The following is a 15,332-nucleotide window of genomic DNA, read 5'->3' on the forward strand; positions in this document are numbered from 1 at the left end:
AGGTCGCGCCATGACCGCCGTCGCAAGCGCCCGCCCCGCGCTGCGGCACCGCCTGGCCGAGCGCGGCATCGACCGCACCCTGCTGCTCCTGGTGCCCGGCCTGCTGGTCACTGCCTGCCTGTTCCTGTACCCCTTCCTCTACGGCCTCCAACTGTCGTTCGCGCCGCGCAAGGGCGGGATCTTCGCCAACTACGCGCGCTTCTTCGGCGACCCCTACCTGCGCAACACCATCTGGACGACGCTCGGCATCGCCCTGCCGGCGACTTTCATCAACGTCCTCGCCAGCATCCCGATCGCGTACGTGATGCGCGGCCGCGTCCGCGGCAAGCGCCTCCTGACGACGATCCTCGTCGTGCCGATCACGCTCGGCACGGTGCTCACCGCGCAGGGCCTGATCATGTACGGCGGGCCGGCGGGCTGGCTGAACAAGGTGCTCACCGTCCTCGGCATCACCGACCAGCCGCTGCCGCTGATCCACAACTACACCGGCGTGCTGCTGTCCCTGGTGATCACCGGCTTCCCGTTCTCCTTCCTGCTCACGTTGTCCTACCTCTCGGGCATCGACCCCTCCCTGGAGAAGGCGGCCGCGACGCTCGGCGCCAACGGCGTCCAGCGCTTCCGGCGGATCACCCTGCCCCTGCTGGCGCCCGGCCTGGCGATCACCTTCTGCCTCTCCTTCGTCATGGCGTTCTCGGTCTTCCCGAGCGCGCAGCTCGTCGGCGACCCCGCCAACGAGACCCGCGTCATCTCGATCGCCGCCTACCACGCCGCGTTCGAGGAGTACGACTACTCGATGGGCTCGGCCGTCGCGATGCTCATGGCGGTGGTCATGCTGATCGTGATCGGCCTGGTCATGGCGTGGCGCGGCACGCTGTACCGCGGAGCGACCGGAGGCAAGGGATGACCGGTTGGGTCGCGCGTCCCGGACGTTGGGTCGTCTGGGCCGTCGTCGTGTTCTTTTTCGTCAACCTCGCGGGCGTGGTCCTCTCGGTGGTCGTCGACTCGTTCGGCACGCAGTGGTTCGGCACCTGGCTCCCGGACGGCTTCACCACCCACTGGTACGCCGACGCCTGGCGCGAGTTCGGCCTCTCGGACGTCCTCCTCACGACGGCGGTCGTCGCGCTCGTGGTGATCGCCGTGTCGGTGGCGGTGGGCGTTCCGGCCGCCTACGCGCTGGCCCGCCGCTCCTTCCCCGGCAAACGCCTGGTGATGCTGCTGTTCGTGCTGCCGATCCTGATCCCTCCCATCACCTACGGCATCCCGCTGGCGACCGTGCTGTACAAGTTCCACCTGGCCGGCACCATCACCGGCGTCATCCTGGCCAACCTCGTGCCCTCGGTGCCGTTCGTGGTGCTGACGATGACGCCGTTCATCGAGCAGATCGACCCGAAGATCGAGGCCGCGGCCCGCATGTCCGGCGCGCGGACCGTCTCGGTGTTCACCCGCATCCTCGGCCCGCTGCTGCTGCCGGGCATCCTGGCCGCGTCGATCCTGGTGCTGGTGCGCACGGTCGGCATGTTCGAGCTGACGTTCCTCACCGCCGGCCCGGACTCGACGACCCTCGTGGTGGCCCTCTACAACTCCGTGTTCGCCGCCGGCATCCGCGCCAACCAGTCCGTCGACGCCATGGCGACCATCTACACCGCTTCCATGCTCGTGCTCCTTCTCATCGCGTTGCGGTTCGTGAACCCGACCCAGCTGGTGACCCGGATCCGGGAGGAGGCCTGACCGGCTCGCTCACGTGTTCGACTCTACCGCGAAAAGTCGAACGCATGATCGACACGATCGAGCGAACCCGCAGGTCTTGCGCCTCCCCCGAGGGGAGCTGACACGCTGGCGGCATGCAGTATTCGATCGGCGAACTCGCCCACCGGACCGGGCTGACGGTCAAGGCCGTCCGGTTCTACTCGGATCGCGGCCTCGTGCCGCCGTCCGGGCGCAACGCCGCGGGCCAGCGCCGTTATGACGACGCCGCGCTCGCCCGGCTCGACGTCATCCGGGTCCTCCGCGACCTCGGCATCGACCTCGCCACCATCCGGCGGGTGATCGACGGCGAGACCACCGTCGCGGAGGTGGCGGCCGAGCACGCCGCGGCGGTCGAGGCGCAGATCGGCGTGCTGCGCCGTCGAAGGGCGGTGCTGAACGCGGTGGCGAACCGCGGCCCGCGTCCCGAGGAGGCGTGTCTCGTGCACCAGCGCGCCGTGCTGTCCGAAGTGGAGCGACAATGCCTGATCGGCGACTTCCTCGCCGATGCCCTGGGTGATCGTCCCGAGCTGGCGGGGATCGCCCGCACCTTGACCCCGGAGCTGCCCGAGGACCCCACCGCCGAGCAGGCCGAGGCGTGGGTCGAGCTGGCCGCGCTGATGCGGGACACCGAGTTCCGCGCGAACCTGCGCCGGCTCGCGGACGGCCACGAAGGCGGGTTGCGTCGCGACCTGGCGGCCGAGGTGCGGGAGGTCGTCACCCCGGCCGTCGTGGCCGCGATCGTGCCGAAGTCCCCGGAGGCGAAGGCGATCGTCGACGGCCTGGGGCGCGATCCCGGCGAGCTCCGGGAATGGCTCGGTGTCGTCAACGATCCGCGCCGCGAGCGTTACGTGGAGCTATTGGGGGTGATCAACGGCTGGGCGGCACCGGAAAGCCTGGCTCCCGCCTTCGACTGGCTGGCCGAGGCTATGGCTGCCTGACCGCCTTCAGGATCGAGGCCAGCGCGTCCTCCGCCGGTTGAGCGTCGAGCCGGCTCCCGTCGCGCAGCCGTACGGAAAGCAGTCCGGCGGCGACCTCCTGGGGACCGATCACGGCTTGGTACGGCACTAGGCGGCCGTCCCGGATCCGTGCGCCGAGGCTGCCGTCCACGGCGATCTCGGCCCGCAGATCGCCGCACCGGTCCAGGACGTCCTGGGCGTACGGCAGGTCGGCGGCGGACACGGGCAGCAGCCGGAGCTGCACGGGCGCCAGCCAGGCCGGGAAGGCGCCGCCGTGCACTTCGATCAGCTGGGCGACCGCGCGCTCGATGCTGCCGATGATGCTCCGGTGCACCATGACCGGCCGGTGCTTGGCCCCGTCCGCGCCGACGTACTCGAGGCCGAACTGCGCGGGCTGGTGGAAGTCGACCTGGACGGTGGACAGGGTCGATTCGCGGCCCGCGCCGTCGGCGATCTGAACGTCGATCTTCGGCCCGTAGAACGCCGCTTCGCCCTCGACGGCGTCGTACGGGAGGCCGCCGAGGACCGACCGCAGGATGGCCACGGCGTCGGCCCAGTTCCCGGGCACGTACTTCCCGCCGGGGCCGGGCAGCGAGAGCCGGTAGCGCGCCGGGCTGATGCCGAGTGCGTCGTAGGCCCGCCGGATCAGGGCGAGCGCGGCGGCGGCCTCGGCTTCGACCTGGTCGAGGGTGCAGAAGACGTGCGCGTCGTTGAGCTGGATCGCGCGCACCCGGTTCAGCCCGCCGAGCGCGCCGGAGAGCTCGGCCCGGTACATCCCGCCGATCTCGGCGAGCCGCAGCGGCAGCTCGCGGTGGCTGCGGCCGCGCGAACGGTAGATCAGCGCGTGGTGCGGGCACAGGCTCGGCCGCAGCACGAGCTGCTCGCCGCCGACGTCCATGGGCGGGTACATGTCGTCGCGGTAGTGGGCCCAGTGCCCGGAGATCTCGTACAGCTCGCGTTTGCCCAGTACCGGCGAGTGGACGTGCCGGTACCCCGCGCGCCGTTCGAGGTCGTGGACGTACTGCTCCAGGCTGTGGCGGACGATCGCGCCGTCGGGCAGCCAGTAGGGCAGGCCGGCGCCGATCAGCGGGTCGGTGCCGAACAGGCCGAGTTCGCGGCCGAGCTTGCGGTGGTCGGGCATGGTGGACTCCCTCGTGGACGGCGAGGCGGGAGACCACAAGACGAAAGCCCGGGGCAACCGCCCCGGGCTTCGTGAGCATGCTTCAGCGCGCCGGGACACTCCTCGGCGTCGTCGTCTGTGCTGCGCGCTTCATGGGATCGACGGTAGCAGCGGCCGCCAACCGTTTTCAGGAGCCGAGGAACAGCTCCAGCTGCTCGACGACGAACGCGTGGTCGTCGGCCTGCGGGAGCCCGGACACACCGACCGTGCCGACCGGCCCGACGCCGCGGACCAGCACCGGGAAGACGCCGCCGTGGGCCGCGTAGCGGTCCGGGTCGAGGCGGGAGTCCTCCTCGAACGAGCCGCCCGTGGCGCGGAACTGCGTCCCGATCAGGAAGGAGCTGTGCCCGTAGCGGTCGACGACGCGGCTCTTGCGGTCGATCCAGGCGTCGTTGTCGGCCGACGTCCCGGGCAGCGCGGCGTGGAAGAGCCGCTGGCCGTTGCGCCGGACCGAGATCGTCACCGGCAGCCGGCGGTCACGGGCGGCCGCCAGCAGGTGCTGGCCGAGGGCGAGGGCGGTCTCGTTGTCGAACCGGGTGAACTGGAGGCGTTCCTCCTGCTCGGCGAGCTGGGCGAGGCGGTCGGCTTCGGTCATGCAGGCATTAAATCAACACTGTTGTGTAATCACCAGTGATGAACTGGACGACCACGGCGTCCGTACAACAGGCGAGGAGGTGAGGCATGGGCCGGATCCGGCGTCGCACGGTGCTGGGCGGCGCGGCCGCGGTCACGGCCGCCGGTGCGCTGTCCGCCGCCTGCGCCCCGGCGCCGCGCAAGGGCACTGTCGACGACGTCCGCCACGTCGTCGTCCTCATGCAGGAGAACCGGTCGTTCGACCACTACTACGGCACCATGGCCGGTGTCCGCGGCTTCGGCGACCGCGCGGCCCTGCGTGACGTCTTCCGCCAGCGCGGCGACAAGGGCGGCCCGGTGCTGCCGTTCCGGATCGACACGTCCGTTGTGGACGGTCAAGATCTCGGCGAGCTGCCGCACGACTGGAACAGCACGCACCGCGCGTGGAACGGCGGCGGCTACGACCGCTGGACGGCGGCGAAGAGCCCGATGACCATGGGGTACTTCACCGGCGACGACATCCCGTTCCAGCACGCGCTGGCCGCCGCCTTCACCCTCTGCGACCACTACTTCTGCTCGATCCAGGGCCCGACGCACCCGAACCGGCTCTACCACTGGACCGGCACCATCGACCCGGACGGCCTCGCCGGCGGCCCCGCGACGCACAACGCGCCGGACTACGAACCCTCCTTCCGCTGGACGACCTACCCCGAACGGCTCGAGGCCGCGGGCATCTCGTGGCGGATCTACGCCAACGACGAGGAGCGCGGCGTCCCCGAGCACTTCGTCGGCGACTACGGCGACAACCCGCTCTGGCTGTTCCAGAGCTTCCACGACGCGCTGTACTCGATGGACCCGGTCAAGCGACGGCTGGCCGAACGCGGGAACCTGCGCAAGCAGCTCAAGCCCGACTCGGGGAAGGGGAAGGACCTCGACCACGTGCTGGCCGAGTTCATCGCCGACTGCGCGGCCGGCACGCTGCCCGCGGTCTCCTGGGTGGTGGCCCCGTACGGCTACTGCGAGCACCCGGCGGCGCGTCCGGTCGACGGCGCCGCGTACGTCCAGCGCATGCTGAAGGCGTTGTGGGACAAGCCGGACCTGTGGGAGTCGACCGTCGTCTTCATCAACTACGACGAGAACGACGGCTTCTTCGACCACGTCGTCCCGCCGACGCCGCCACCCGGCACCCCCGGCGAATACCTGCCCGGGAACCGGCCGGAGAAGGGTGAGCCGTCCGGGCCGCCCCTCCCGATCGGGCTGGGCCCGCGGGTGCCGATGACCGTCGTCTCGCCGTGGAGCCGCGGCGGCTGGGTGAACTCGCAGGTCTTCGACCACACGTCGGTGCTGCGGTTCCTGGAGACCTGGACCGGCGTGCGCGAGCCGAACATCTCGGCTTGGCGCCGGGCCATCTGCGGCGACCTGACCAGCTGTTTCGACTTCCGCACGCCCGACACGACCATCCCGCTGCTGCCCGACGCGAACGCGTTGCGCGCCGAAGCCGACCGCACGCAGCGACGGCTCCCGAAGCCCGGGCTGGGTCCGGCCGCGCTGGTTCAGGACCCCGGCACGGCGAAGGCGCGCCCGCTGCCGTACCAGCCGGTCGCCTGGGTCACGGCCGATCCGCAGGCCTTGCACCTGCACCTGGCCAACCACGGAACGCAGGCGCTGCAGCTGGCCGCGTACGCCTACCACGCGGGCGGGGCGTCACAACGCTTCGACGTCGGCCCGAAGGGCGAGCTCACCGGCGAAGTCGCGCACGGCGGGACGTACGACGTCGCCATCCACGGCCCGAACGGCTTCGTCGTCGAGGCTTCGGGCGGCCTCGACCTCGACGCGGCCGTCACCTACACCGGCACGCCCGCGCTGCGGGTCACGGTGACCAACCGCGGGCCGTCACCGGTCACGCTGAACGACGTCACCCTCCCGCCCGGCGGCGCCCACGACTTCCCGGTGCCGACCAGCAACGGCTGGTACGACGTCACGTTCGAGACGCCGGGATGGCGCCGCCGGTTCGCCGGTCACCTGGAGGACGGCCGCCCGTCGCGGACCGGGCCCTGACGCAGGGCGTCGAGCGCGAAGGCGGCGAGCATCGCGACGCCGTGGGGCATCGCGTTCTCGTCGAAGAGCACGCGGTTGGAGTGGTTCGCCGCCGCTTCGGCGGGGTCGACGCCGGGCGGGCACGCGCCGAGGAACGCGTACGCGCCGGGGACGCGTTGCAGGACGTAGGAAAAGTCCTCGGCGCCCATCAGCGGGTCCGCGAGCAGCTCGACGTTGTCCGGGCCGAGCACCTCCGCGCCGAGCCGCAGCACCTCGGCGGCGATCCGGTCGTCGTTCACCGTCACCGGGTAGCCCGGCTCGACGTCGGCGACCACGCGGCAGCCGTAGGCCGCGCCGACCTGCTCGCACACCTTCGGCAGCTCGGCGCGGACCAGCGCGCGCGTCTGCTCGGACAGCGTCCGGATCGTGCCCTCGAGCTCGGCGGTCTCCGGGATGATGTTCGACGTCGTGCCGGCCTGGATCCGGGTCACCGAGAGCACCGCGGGGTCGAACACGCTGACCCGGCGGCTGATCATCGTGTGCAGCGCCCCGACCATGGCCGCGGCGGCCGGTACCGGGTCGATCGTGTGCTGCGGCGCCGAGCCGTGCCCGCCCTTGCCGGTGACGCGCACGTGGAACGAGTCCGCCGACGCCATCAGCGGACCGGGCCGCAGCTGCAGCAGGCCGCTGGGCGCGTTGGCCAGGATGTGCACGCCGAACGCGCGCTCGACCCGGGTTCCGGCCGCGTCGAGGACGCCCTCGTGGATCATGAACCGGGCGCCGTGGTGACCCTCCTCACCCGGCTGGAACATGAACACGACCGACCCGGCCAGCCGGTCCCGGCGCTCGGCGAGCAGCCGCGCCGCCGAAGCCAGCATCGCGACGTGCGTGTCGTGCCCGCACGCGTGCATCGACTCCGGGTCCTCCGACGCGAAGTCGAGGCCGGTTTCCTCGGTCAGCGGCAGCGCGTCCATGTCGCCGCGCAGCAGCACCGCCGGACCGGGCCGCGCGCCGCGCAGGACGGCCGTCAGCGACGTCGTGGCCTTGCCTTCGGTGATCTCGAGCGGCAGGCCGTCGAGGGCCTCGCGGATCGCCGCCTGCGTCCGCGGCAGGTGGAGGCCCTGCTCCGGGTGGCGGTGCACGGCCCGCCGGAGGGCGACCGTGCGGTCTTGCAGCGCCCGCGCGTCGTCGAGCAGCCCGGCGAACGGCGTGCCGGGCAAGGTGGGCAGGTCAGTGGGGCCGGTCATGGTCCCGATAGTGCCGCATGCGGCGCTTCGGGCGCACCGTGCGTGCGCCGGACCCACCGGCGGAATACGGTGTGCGCATGGCGGTGGAAGAGCCGGTCACGGGCTTCGCGGTGGCTGTGGTCCGGGAAGACGGTCGGTGGCGGTGCAGTGCGCTCGACCCGGGGGCGTTGACCGAGCTGGACGCAGCGATCACTGAACTGGGCAAACTACGGTCCACCGGCGCGAGCTTCGGGCTGCTGGCGGTCGACGACGAGTTCTTCGTGATCGTCCGGCCCAGCCCGCGGGGGCCGTCGTTGCTGCTCTCGGACGCGGCGGCGGCGCTGGACTACGACATCGCGGCGGACGTCCTCGATGTCCTGCGCGTCGACCCGCCGGACGAGGAGGACGACTCCGTCTGGCCCGAGGGCGACCTGGAGATCCTGGCGGATCTCGGGCTGCCCGGGCCGGAGCTGGAGGTCATCGTCGGCGAGGTCGACCTCTATCCGGACGAGCAGCTCCAGATGGTCGCGCAGCGCTGCGGGTTCGGCAACGAGTTCGCCAAGTTCCTGGACGAGCTCTGAGACGCCCGTCCGACACCGAGGCCGTGGAGGCCGCGCTGGAAGCGGCGCGCGCCCCCGGCGCGGACGTGCCGATCGGGGCGGTGGTCTTCGGCCCCGACGGCGCCCCGCTGGCCGCGGCCCGCAACGCCCGCGTCGAGCTGGGCGACCCGACAGCGCACGCGGAGATCCTGGCGTTGCGCGCGGCAGCGGCGGTGGTCGGCGACGGCTGGCGGCTCGAGGGCTGCACGCTGGCGGTGACGCTGGAGCCGTGCACGATGTGCGCGGGCGCGCTGGTGCTGGCGCGCATCGCCCGCCTGGTCTTCGGGGCCTGGGAGCCCAAGACGGGCGCGGTGGGGTCGCTGTGGGACGTCGTCCGCGACCGGCGGCTCAACCACCGCCCGGAAGTCCACGGCGGTGTGCTCGAGTCTCAGTGCGCCGCGGTGCTGGAGACGTACTTCGCGATCCGCCGCTGAGCTCGCCGACGCGGTCAGCCGACCCCTCGTGAGGGGCGCCGTGAGGCTCCGGTATTGTTCTCGGCGGTGGCGTGTCCGAGCGGCCGAAGGAGCACGACTCGAAATCGTGTGACGGCTAATCCCCGTCCGTGGGTTCAAATCCCACCGCCACCGCTCTTGTGGCCAGACGCCCGGTGATCTTCGAGAAGATCGCCGGGCGTTTTGCTGTAATGCGTCCTCCCGCCGCTGCGATCTCACTTCGTGCGGTGACGACGTGGGAGGTGCGGACATGGACGAGCCGCTCTCGGGGGAGGTCGGGCAACCCGGGCCGGTGAGGTCGCGGTGAGCGGGTTCCGGACGTTCTGCCACATCGGCGAGTACGGCGAGGCCGGCTACCGGAACCTGCACCGCATGGTCGTGAGCAGCGACCCGCTGGTGCTCTGGGCGCCGTCGAGCACGCTGCTTTCGGCGTCACAGGTCGAGCCGCGGCAGTTCGTCCGGCTCGTTGACGACCGCCACGTTCGCGTCATCGCGCGGGAACCGTGGTTGCTTTCCCGCACGTTAGGGATCGGCATCCGTCGGGGGAAGGGGCGGCCTGGACGACCTCGGTCGACGGCGAGCTCATGAAGTTCGCGGAAGCCGACCGGGACCTCGATCCGTCCGAGCGGCGGGTGATCGTGGCGCCTCCCGAGGACGGCATCGGTTGGGCTGAACAGTACGTGGCGGACAACGCGACCTTGGTCGGCCGGATCCAGCGGGTGATCGAACGGGGAAAGCCGGAACGGCACATCCCGCAAGCGGTGCTCAACGTCATCCGCCGTGAGGATTTCAGCCCTCGGCAAGCGGTCGCCCACGTCCTGCGTGCTGCGTACAACCACGGGGACGCCTTGACCCGGTCGAACGCGAACGTGCCGTTCTACCTGGGTAGCCAAGATGCTCAGTTCCTTCGCTGGATCAGCCAGATCGACCCCGGGGAGCAACTGAACCCGCCGAGTCCGGTGAGTCACGAGCACGAGAACTACGCCGACCTTGCTTCGCAGCTGTTCGATCTGCTGCGCGTCATGGAGATCGCCGGCCGGGAAACGGATCTGCGCCGTTTCCTCGGTTCGGCGGCGCACCGGGACCTCACCCGGTGGTACGCGGCCATCTGCCGCAGTGTGGCGACCGAACGACCGAAATCCATCGAGGACAAAGTGGCTCGGGAGCTCGACAGGACACTCGAAGCGGGACAGCTGCAACACACCTTCCGGTCGTGGGCGTCTCATCGCGGCGACGCGACGGTTTTCGCACTGGGCCTCACCAGTGCGATCGCCGGCCCGATCGTCGACGGTCCGAGCTTGCTCTCGCTGACCGGCGTGCTGCTCGGAGCGATCCCGGTGGGCAAGGGGCTCCTGCGCCGCCTCGGCTATGTGTCCGCGCAGTACAGCGGCGCGCAGTGGCCTTTCCTCTACAGCTTCGGACGGGAAGCTTCGGCCCGGCGGATCAGGCGGCTGCGCCGCGCGCTGGACCTGGCGGCAGATACCTGACCCGGGCGTTTGCTGATCTTTGGTATGAAGCGCGCCCTGCAGACGCAGGTGTGGCCCGCGATCCTCTCCCTCGCCGGTGTCCTGCTCGGCGGCGACCTGTCCTACCTCGTGCAGGCCAGCGTGCAGCGGCGCAACGAACGCAGCGAACGACGGCGGCTGACCGCCGAGCGCGCCGAGAAGCGGCGTGAGGAGCAGCTGGACCTGCTGCAGCAGTTCATCCGCGTCGCCCAGCAGGCCGAACGGGCGGCCGAAGACCGCAAGAAGCTGAGCCGTCCGCTTGACTTGAAGGGCTCTTGAAGTGTGACCGTGGTCGGCACCAGCTGATCACCAGGAGCGCACCATGACCGTTCTCGTCACCGGGGCCACCGGCCACACCGGACGGCACGTCGTCGCCGGCCTCGAAGCCGCGGGCGTCGACACCAGAGTCCTCGTTCGAGACAAAACCAAAGCCCCCGAAGGCGTCGACGTCGTCCAGGGCGACATCACCGATCCCGCCGAAGCCGCCGAAGGGGTCGACGCCGTCTACCTGCTGTGGCCCTTCTTCTCCGCCGAAGGCATCGAGAAAGCCTTGGAACCCTTCAGGGGCAAGAAAATCGTCTACCTCTCCGCCATGTCCGCCGAAGACGGGGGCGTATGGGGAGACGTCGAAGCCGCGATCGAAAAGGTCACCGACGACTGGACCTTCCTCCGCGTGACCGGCTTGGCCACCAACGCGCTCGCCTGGGCGCAGCAGGCCGTTTCGGGTGTCGTGCGGGCCGCTTACGGGCAGGCGAAACGGTCGGTCGTCCACGAACGCGACGTCGCCGACGTGGCCGTCAAGGCGCTCACCGAAGACCACGCGAAGCGGATCTACCTCGTCACCGGCCCGGAAGCCGTGGCGCAGGCCGAGCAGGTCCGGCTCATCGGCGAAGCGCTCGGGAAGCCCGTCACCTGGGAAGAACAGCCGCCGGAGGAGGCGAAAGCGCAGTTGAGCGTCTACATGGGAGCGGAATTCGCGGCGAGTGCCGTCGATTACTGGGCGTCGCTCGTCGACGACCCCGAGCCCGTCTCGCTGGACGTCGCGCAGGTGACCGGGCATCCCGCGCGGCCCTTCGCCGAGTGGGCCCGCGAGCACTTCAGCTGAGCTGGACGGCCGGTGCCGTCAGCGGCTCCAGCTCGGCCGCCAGCGCGGTCAGCGCCGCGACCTTCTCCTGCACGGCCCGGACCACCGCCGTGCACGTGGCGCCGACCTCGCTGACCACCTCGGCCGAGCGGTCGCCGTCCAGCACCGCCGACACCGCGGCCGAGGCGGCGGCAGCGAGCGCGCACACCTCCTCGGACGCGGCCACGGCCAGCTCGTCCAGCCGGTCGGCGATGCGGACGCCCAACGCCGCCGTCGACGCGGCCGCGCGCGCCGCCGCGCCGTACTGACCGTCCACTGTGTCCGCCCAGGTGCCGAACGTCTCGGCGCTGCCGCCGTTTTCGGCGCGGTCGACGCCGGCGCGGAACTCCGCCTGTGCCGCGGTCACCGCCAGCCCGCCGGTGTCGATCGCGGCGGCGGACGTCCGGATCGACGACGGCGAGCAGTCGAGGTGCCGCAGCGCCGCCACCGGGTCGGCGACGCCGAGGCGCCCGGCCGCCGCGCGCAACGTGGCCAGCTCGGCCGCCGCCGTCGTCAGGGCCGGGTGTTCGAAGACCTCCGCGGTCACGGTGCCACCGCTAACCGCCCCCGGAAGCCGGTGCTCCGGGTGCTTCCCGCCGACATGCGCAGCCGGCCCGCCAGGTCCGACGTCGCATCGCCGAGGACGCGCGCGTCCGCCTCCCGCGCCGCCAGCGCCGTCGCCCAGCGTGCCGCCAGCTCGCGCGCCTGCGGCGAGATGCCGAACGGCGTCGAATCGACGCGGGCTTCGGCGAACCTCCCCGCGGCCTTGTCGTCGGCGGCGGCCGCCTGGTCGAGCAGGTCGGCTCCGGCGCGCAGCCGGTCCGCCTTCTCCTGGGGGTTCCGGGTGGCGCAGCCCCCGGCCCCGGGGCGCAGCCCCGGGTCGTCACTGATCCGCGAGCCTCTGCCTTCCGGCATGGGGACCTCCGTCATCAAGGGTGCTCACCCGATCGGGGAAGATCTTGCCTCATGCTCCCGAGCCGCCCGCATCGCGGTGACCTGCGGCGTTGACAGCGTTCCACCCAGTGGACGTCTTGACCGCGCGCCGGGACGAAAGCGACCATGAACGCATGCCCGCCACCTCGGAAAGCGCACCGATCCGGGCCTTCGCGCGGTCGATCGGGGAGGGCGTCGTGGAGCTCCTGCTGCGCCGCGGCCGCCTGGGTTCGCCGCCCGCCTGACGCGAACCCGGCGTCCGATCTCCCCGAAAACCCTTGGAGCACAACCATGTCCGTAGATCTTCCTGCCCGGATTCAGCTGCGCGGGGCCGTCACGCCCGCGGATGGCATCGTCGAAGGCCCCCGGATCCTCCGGGAATCGCAGCGGAAGCAGTACGAGCTGTTCACCCTCCGCCCGCTGGGCCGGGTGATCGGCGCCGAGGTCGACGGCGTCGACCTCGGCGAGCCGGTGGGTCCTGACCTGCGCGAAGAGCTCAACCAGGCCCTGCTCGAGTGGAAGGTGCTCTTCTTCCGCGACCAGCGGATCACCTCGGCGCAGCAGCGCGCGTTCGCCGCGAACTGGGGCGAGCTGGAGACCAACCCGTTCATCCCGAAGGGCGACGACGACGCCGTCACGCGGTTCGAGCGCACCGCGGCCATGCCCGGGTACGAGAACATCTGGCACACCGACGTCACCTGGCGGCCCGAACCGGCGCTCGGCTCGGTGCTGCGGTTGATCGAGGTGCCGCCCCTCGGCGGCGACACGATGTGGGCCGACATGGCCGCGGCCTACGACAACCTGCCCGAAGACGTCCGCGACCGGATCGACGGGCTCACCGCGGTGCACGACTACCTCCCCGGCTTCGACCGGTTCTCCGATCCCGCGCTGCTCGCGCGGTGGCAGGACCGCTTCCCGCCGGTGGAGCACCCGGTGGTCCGGACGCACCCGGAGACCGGGCGGCGCACCCTGTTCGTCAACCAGGCGTTCACCACGCACATCGTGGGCCTGGACCGGGTCGAGAGCGACCGGCTGCTGCGGTACCTGTTCCTGCAGGCTCACACGCCCGAATTCCAGGTCCGGTTCAGCTGGCGGCCGAACTCGGTGGCGTTCTGGGACAACCGCGCGACGCAGCACTACGCGGTCAACGACTACCACCCGCACGTCCGGATCGCCGAGCGCGTCGCGATCGCGGGCGACCGGCCTTACTGAGCAGTAGCCTGGCGTCATGACCGAAGAACCCCGGGTAGTGGTGACCGGTTTCCTCAAGGCCCTCGAAGACCTCGACGTCGACCGCGCGCTGACGTTCGTGGCGAGCGACATCGTGTACCAGAACGTGCCGTTGCCGCCCGCCCGCGGCATCGCCGCGTTCGAGAAGCAGCTGCGCGTGATGGCCAAGTACGGCTCCGGGTTCGAGGCGCGGACCCACCACATCGCCGCGGACGGCAACGTCGTGCTCACCGAACGCACCGACGTGCTGCGCCGCGGCGCGTGGGAGGCGGAGTTCTGGGTGTGCGGCACGTTCGAGGTCGAGGCGGGCCGGATCGTGCTCTGGCGCGACTACTTCGACTGGACGACGGTGCTGGCCGCGAGCGCGAAGGGTGCCGGGCGGGTTGCGCTGGCCGGCGCGCGTTCGCTCCTCGGCCGGTACAAGGCGAGGCAGGCGGTGCGCTAGACGCGGTGTTCGCCGCGGTCGTGGTCCCGAAGGTCCACGACCGCGGCTATCCCCAGCACCAGCACGAACACGCAGCTGAGAACAATCAGCCCCCACATGATCGTTCTCCCTCCCCCCGTGTCGTGCCGACCGCGAGCTGTCGAGGAGTGGTCTGTGCCACTTTTCCGGCGGCTCACGCAGACCGTACCGCCGCTTCACGCAGGTTGTTCCGGCCCTTGACCTTCATTTAAGGCAGATGCGCCGGATGGGTGACGCGCCCGTGTCCGGCTGTCACAGAGCGGGCGCAATCCGTTACGCACCAACAGGTACCGAGGCGATTCCGCTCTGGACGGACACCGGCGTCGACCGCAGGGCAGAGACCTCCGCGACGTACCGCAGCACCTTGTCCGCTTCGTCCCCGGCGAGCGGCTCGCACTGGTTGCCGACGTTCCGCCGCACCGGGATCAGCTCGAGCCTCGGTTCGGCGCCGAACATGCACCCGGCCAGCAGCCCGTCCGGCCGCGCGGAGAGCAGGTTGCCGAGGCTGTAGAGGATGGGACGGCGGCGGTACACCTCGACGGCCTGGATGGTCTGCGGCCCGTGTCCGGCGACGAGGTCGGCGCCGGCGTCGAGCGCGGCGTGCCCGTAGGCCACCTGGTACTCGGCCAGGTCGGGGCCCGGCAGGCCCCAGTGCATCGCGACGACGACGTGGTCGTTCTCGGCTTTCGCGCGCTTCACGTCGGCGACGAGCCGTGCGAGGTGCTCGGGGACCGGTGCCGTCCGGACGAGCGGTGGCCGGCCCGGAATCTCCCCGACGCGGGGATCGGGCTGGTACGCCGTCGTCGCAAACGCTTGCGCAACGCCCGGGGAGTCCGCCTGCGCGGCTTGGCCGTGGGCGCGGATCGAGGTGTACGCGAGGAAAGCGACCTTCCGGCCGGATCGTTCGAGCACCGCGGGTGCGTGTGCGGCCTCGAGGTTCGCGCCGGCGCCGCAGTACGCGATCCCGGCTTGGTCGAGAACCGCCAGGGCGGGCGGCGAGTGGGGTGCGTCGTTGGCGACCGAGACGACGTCGATGCCGGTCGCCTTCAGCGCTTCGGCCGCGGCCGCGTCGACCGGGCCTTCGAGGTTGACGAACCGGAGATCGGCCCCGTCGAGCAGCGGGTTCAGCCTTTCGAAGGCCGCCGAGGGGGTGGTGCGCGCCGGGAAGCCGACGTCTCCGCCGAGGACAAGCGTGATCACGAAACCTGCTCTGCCGAGTGAGTGACGACGAAAGTAGTTGTTACGAATCGTTGCATCTTTGTCTTCCTCCTCCTCACTTGTTCGGGGGACTATGCCACGACTGTTCAAG

18 protein-coding genes and 1 tRNA gene are annotated in these 15,332 nt (G+C 71.1%); 13 read left to right on the plus strand and 6 right to left on the minus strand.

What is annotated here, in order from left to right; genetic code table 11:
• The first annotated feature begins 10 nt into the window (after nt 1–10).
• The 3 genes from IE317_RS34540 (at nt 11) to IE317_RS34550 (ending at nt 2,684) form a co-directional block, all read left to right on the plus strand.
• Nucleotides 11–904 (plus strand): ABC transporter permease, encoded by an 894-nt coding sequence (locus IE317_RS34540; protein WP_191315574.1) that lies wholly within the window; start codon nt 11–13, stop codon nt 902–904.
• Nucleotides 901–1,728, plus strand: a complete 828-nt coding sequence (locus IE317_RS34545) for an ABC transporter permease (protein WP_191315575.1) — start codon at nt 901–903, stop codon at nt 1,726–1,728. The genes IE317_RS34540 and IE317_RS34545 overlap by 4 nt, the downstream gene beginning before the upstream one ends.
• 113 nt (nt 1,729–1,841) lie before the next feature.
• Complete coding sequence (locus IE317_RS34550) at nt 1,842–2,684, plus strand: MerR family transcriptional regulator (RefSeq protein WP_191315576.1); 843 nt, start codon at nt 1,842–1,844, stop codon at nt 2,682–2,684.
• Here the strand turns inward: IE317_RS34550 and thrS are convergent.
• Together thrS and IE317_RS34560 are read right to left on the minus strand one after the other, a co-directional pair.
• Complete coding sequence (gene thrS / locus IE317_RS34555) at nt 2,671–3,882, minus strand: threonine--tRNA ligase (RefSeq protein WP_268246938.1); 1,212 nt, start codon at nt 3,880–3,882, stop codon at nt 2,671–2,673. The two genes, IE317_RS34550 and thrS, sit on opposite strands and share 14 nt — an antisense overlap.
• Before the next feature lie 127 nt (nt 3,883–4,009).
• Nucleotides 4,010–4,477: a heme-degrading domain-containing protein gene (locus IE317_RS34560; RefSeq protein WP_191315578.1), complete on the minus strand. Its 468-nt coding sequence runs from the start codon at nt 4,475–4,477 to the stop codon at nt 4,010–4,012.
• A gap of 86 nt (nt 4,478–4,563) precedes the next feature.
• Between IE317_RS34560 and IE317_RS34565 the strand changes: the two genes are divergently transcribed.
• Nucleotides 4,564–6,513, plus strand: a complete 1,950-nt coding sequence (locus tag IE317_RS34565; protein ID WP_191315579.1) for a phosphocholine-specific phospholipase C — start codon at nt 4,564–4,566, stop codon at nt 6,511–6,513.
• Here IE317_RS34565 and IE317_RS34570 read toward each other — a convergent pair.
• The gene (locus IE317_RS34570; protein ID WP_191315580.1) at nt 6,474–7,739 is read right to left on the minus strand and encodes a M20 metallopeptidase family protein; all 1,266 of its coding nucleotides are present in this window, start codon (nt 7,737–7,739) and stop codon (nt 6,474–6,476) included. The two genes, IE317_RS34565 and IE317_RS34570, sit on opposite strands and share 40 nt — an antisense overlap.
• Before the next feature lie 77 nt (nt 7,740–7,816).
• Between IE317_RS34570 and IE317_RS34575 the strand changes: the two genes are divergently transcribed.
• The 7 genes from IE317_RS34575 to IE317_RS34605 all read left to right on the plus strand — a co-directional run bounded on the left by IE317_RS34575 (nt 7,817) and on the right by IE317_RS34605 (nt 11,379).
• Nucleotides 7,817–8,299: a tRNA adenosine deaminase-associated protein gene (locus IE317_RS34575; protein ID WP_229903055.1), complete on the plus strand. Its 483-nt coding sequence runs from the start codon at nt 7,817–7,819 to the stop codon at nt 8,297–8,299.
• Between the two features lie 23 nt (nt 8,300–8,322).
• Complete coding sequence (locus IE317_RS34580; RefSeq protein WP_191315582.1) at nt 8,323–8,751, plus strand: nucleoside deaminase; 429 nt, start codon at nt 8,323–8,325, stop codon at nt 8,749–8,751.
• Nucleotides 8,752–8,816: 65 nt separating this feature from the next.
• Nucleotides 8,817–8,904 (plus strand) — tRNA-Ser (locus IE317_RS34585).
• A 168-nt stretch (nt 8,905–9,072) separates the two neighbouring features.
• On the plus strand, nt 9,073–9,357 hold the full coding sequence (locus tag IE317_RS34590; protein ID WP_191315583.1) for a hypothetical protein: 285 nt from the start codon (nt 9,073–9,075) through the stop codon (nt 9,355–9,357).
• Complete coding sequence (locus IE317_RS34595) at nt 9,354–10,256, plus strand: hypothetical protein (RefSeq protein WP_191315584.1); 903 nt, start codon at nt 9,354–9,356, stop codon at nt 10,254–10,256. The genes IE317_RS34590 and IE317_RS34595 overlap by 4 nt, the downstream gene beginning before the upstream one ends.
• Before the next feature lie 24 nt (nt 10,257–10,280).
• Nucleotides 10,281–10,553: a hypothetical protein gene (locus IE317_RS34600; RefSeq protein ID WP_191315585.1), complete on the plus strand. Its 273-nt coding sequence runs from the start codon at nt 10,281–10,283 to the stop codon at nt 10,551–10,553.
• A gap of 43 nt (nt 10,554–10,596) precedes the next feature.
• A complete protein-coding gene (locus tag IE317_RS34605; RefSeq protein WP_191315586.1) occupies nt 10,597–11,379 on the plus strand; it encodes an SDR family oxidoreductase in 783 nt (260 codons plus the stop codon).
• Here IE317_RS34605 and IE317_RS34610 read toward each other — a convergent pair.
• Together IE317_RS34610 and IE317_RS34615 are read right to left on the minus strand one after the other, a co-directional pair.
• Entirely contained in the window at nt 11,372–11,944 is a 573-nt protein-coding gene (locus IE317_RS34610; RefSeq protein WP_191315587.1) for a hypothetical protein, read from the minus strand. The two genes, IE317_RS34605 and IE317_RS34610, sit on opposite strands and share 8 nt — an antisense overlap.
• Nucleotides 11,941–12,312: a hypothetical protein gene (locus tag IE317_RS34615; protein WP_229903056.1), complete on the minus strand. Its 372-nt coding sequence runs from the start codon at nt 12,310–12,312 to the stop codon at nt 11,941–11,943. The genes IE317_RS34610 and IE317_RS34615 overlap by 4 nt, the downstream gene beginning before the upstream one ends.
• A 309-nt stretch (nt 12,313–12,621) precedes the next feature.
• Between IE317_RS34615 and IE317_RS34620 the strand changes: the two genes are divergently transcribed.
• Both IE317_RS34620 and IE317_RS34625 read left to right on the plus strand, forming a co-directional pair.
• Entirely contained in the window at nt 12,622–13,542 is a 921-nt protein-coding gene (locus IE317_RS34620) for a TauD/TfdA dioxygenase family protein (protein ID WP_191315589.1), read from the plus strand.
• A gap of 16 nt (nt 13,543–13,558) precedes the next feature.
• A complete protein-coding gene (locus IE317_RS34625; protein ID WP_191315590.1) occupies nt 13,559–14,005 on the plus strand; it encodes a limonene-1,2-epoxide hydrolase family protein in 447 nt (148 codons plus the stop codon).
• A gap of 291 nt (nt 14,006–14,296) precedes the next feature.
• On the opposite strand, the gene IE317_RS34630 is transcribed toward IE317_RS34625, so the two are convergent.
• Nucleotides 14,297–15,223 carry a CapA family protein gene (locus IE317_RS34630; RefSeq protein WP_191315591.1) on the minus strand — a complete coding sequence of 309 codons (927 nt, stop codon included), beginning with the start codon at nt 15,221–15,223 and terminating at the stop codon, nt 14,297–14,299.
• Nucleotides 15,224–15,332 lie beyond the last annotated feature (109 nt).

This window comes from Amycolatopsis bullii (assembly GCF_014654205.1).
GTDB classification, from domain to species: domain Bacteria; phylum Actinomycetota; class Actinomycetes; order Mycobacteriales; family Pseudonocardiaceae; genus Amycolatopsis; species Amycolatopsis plumensis.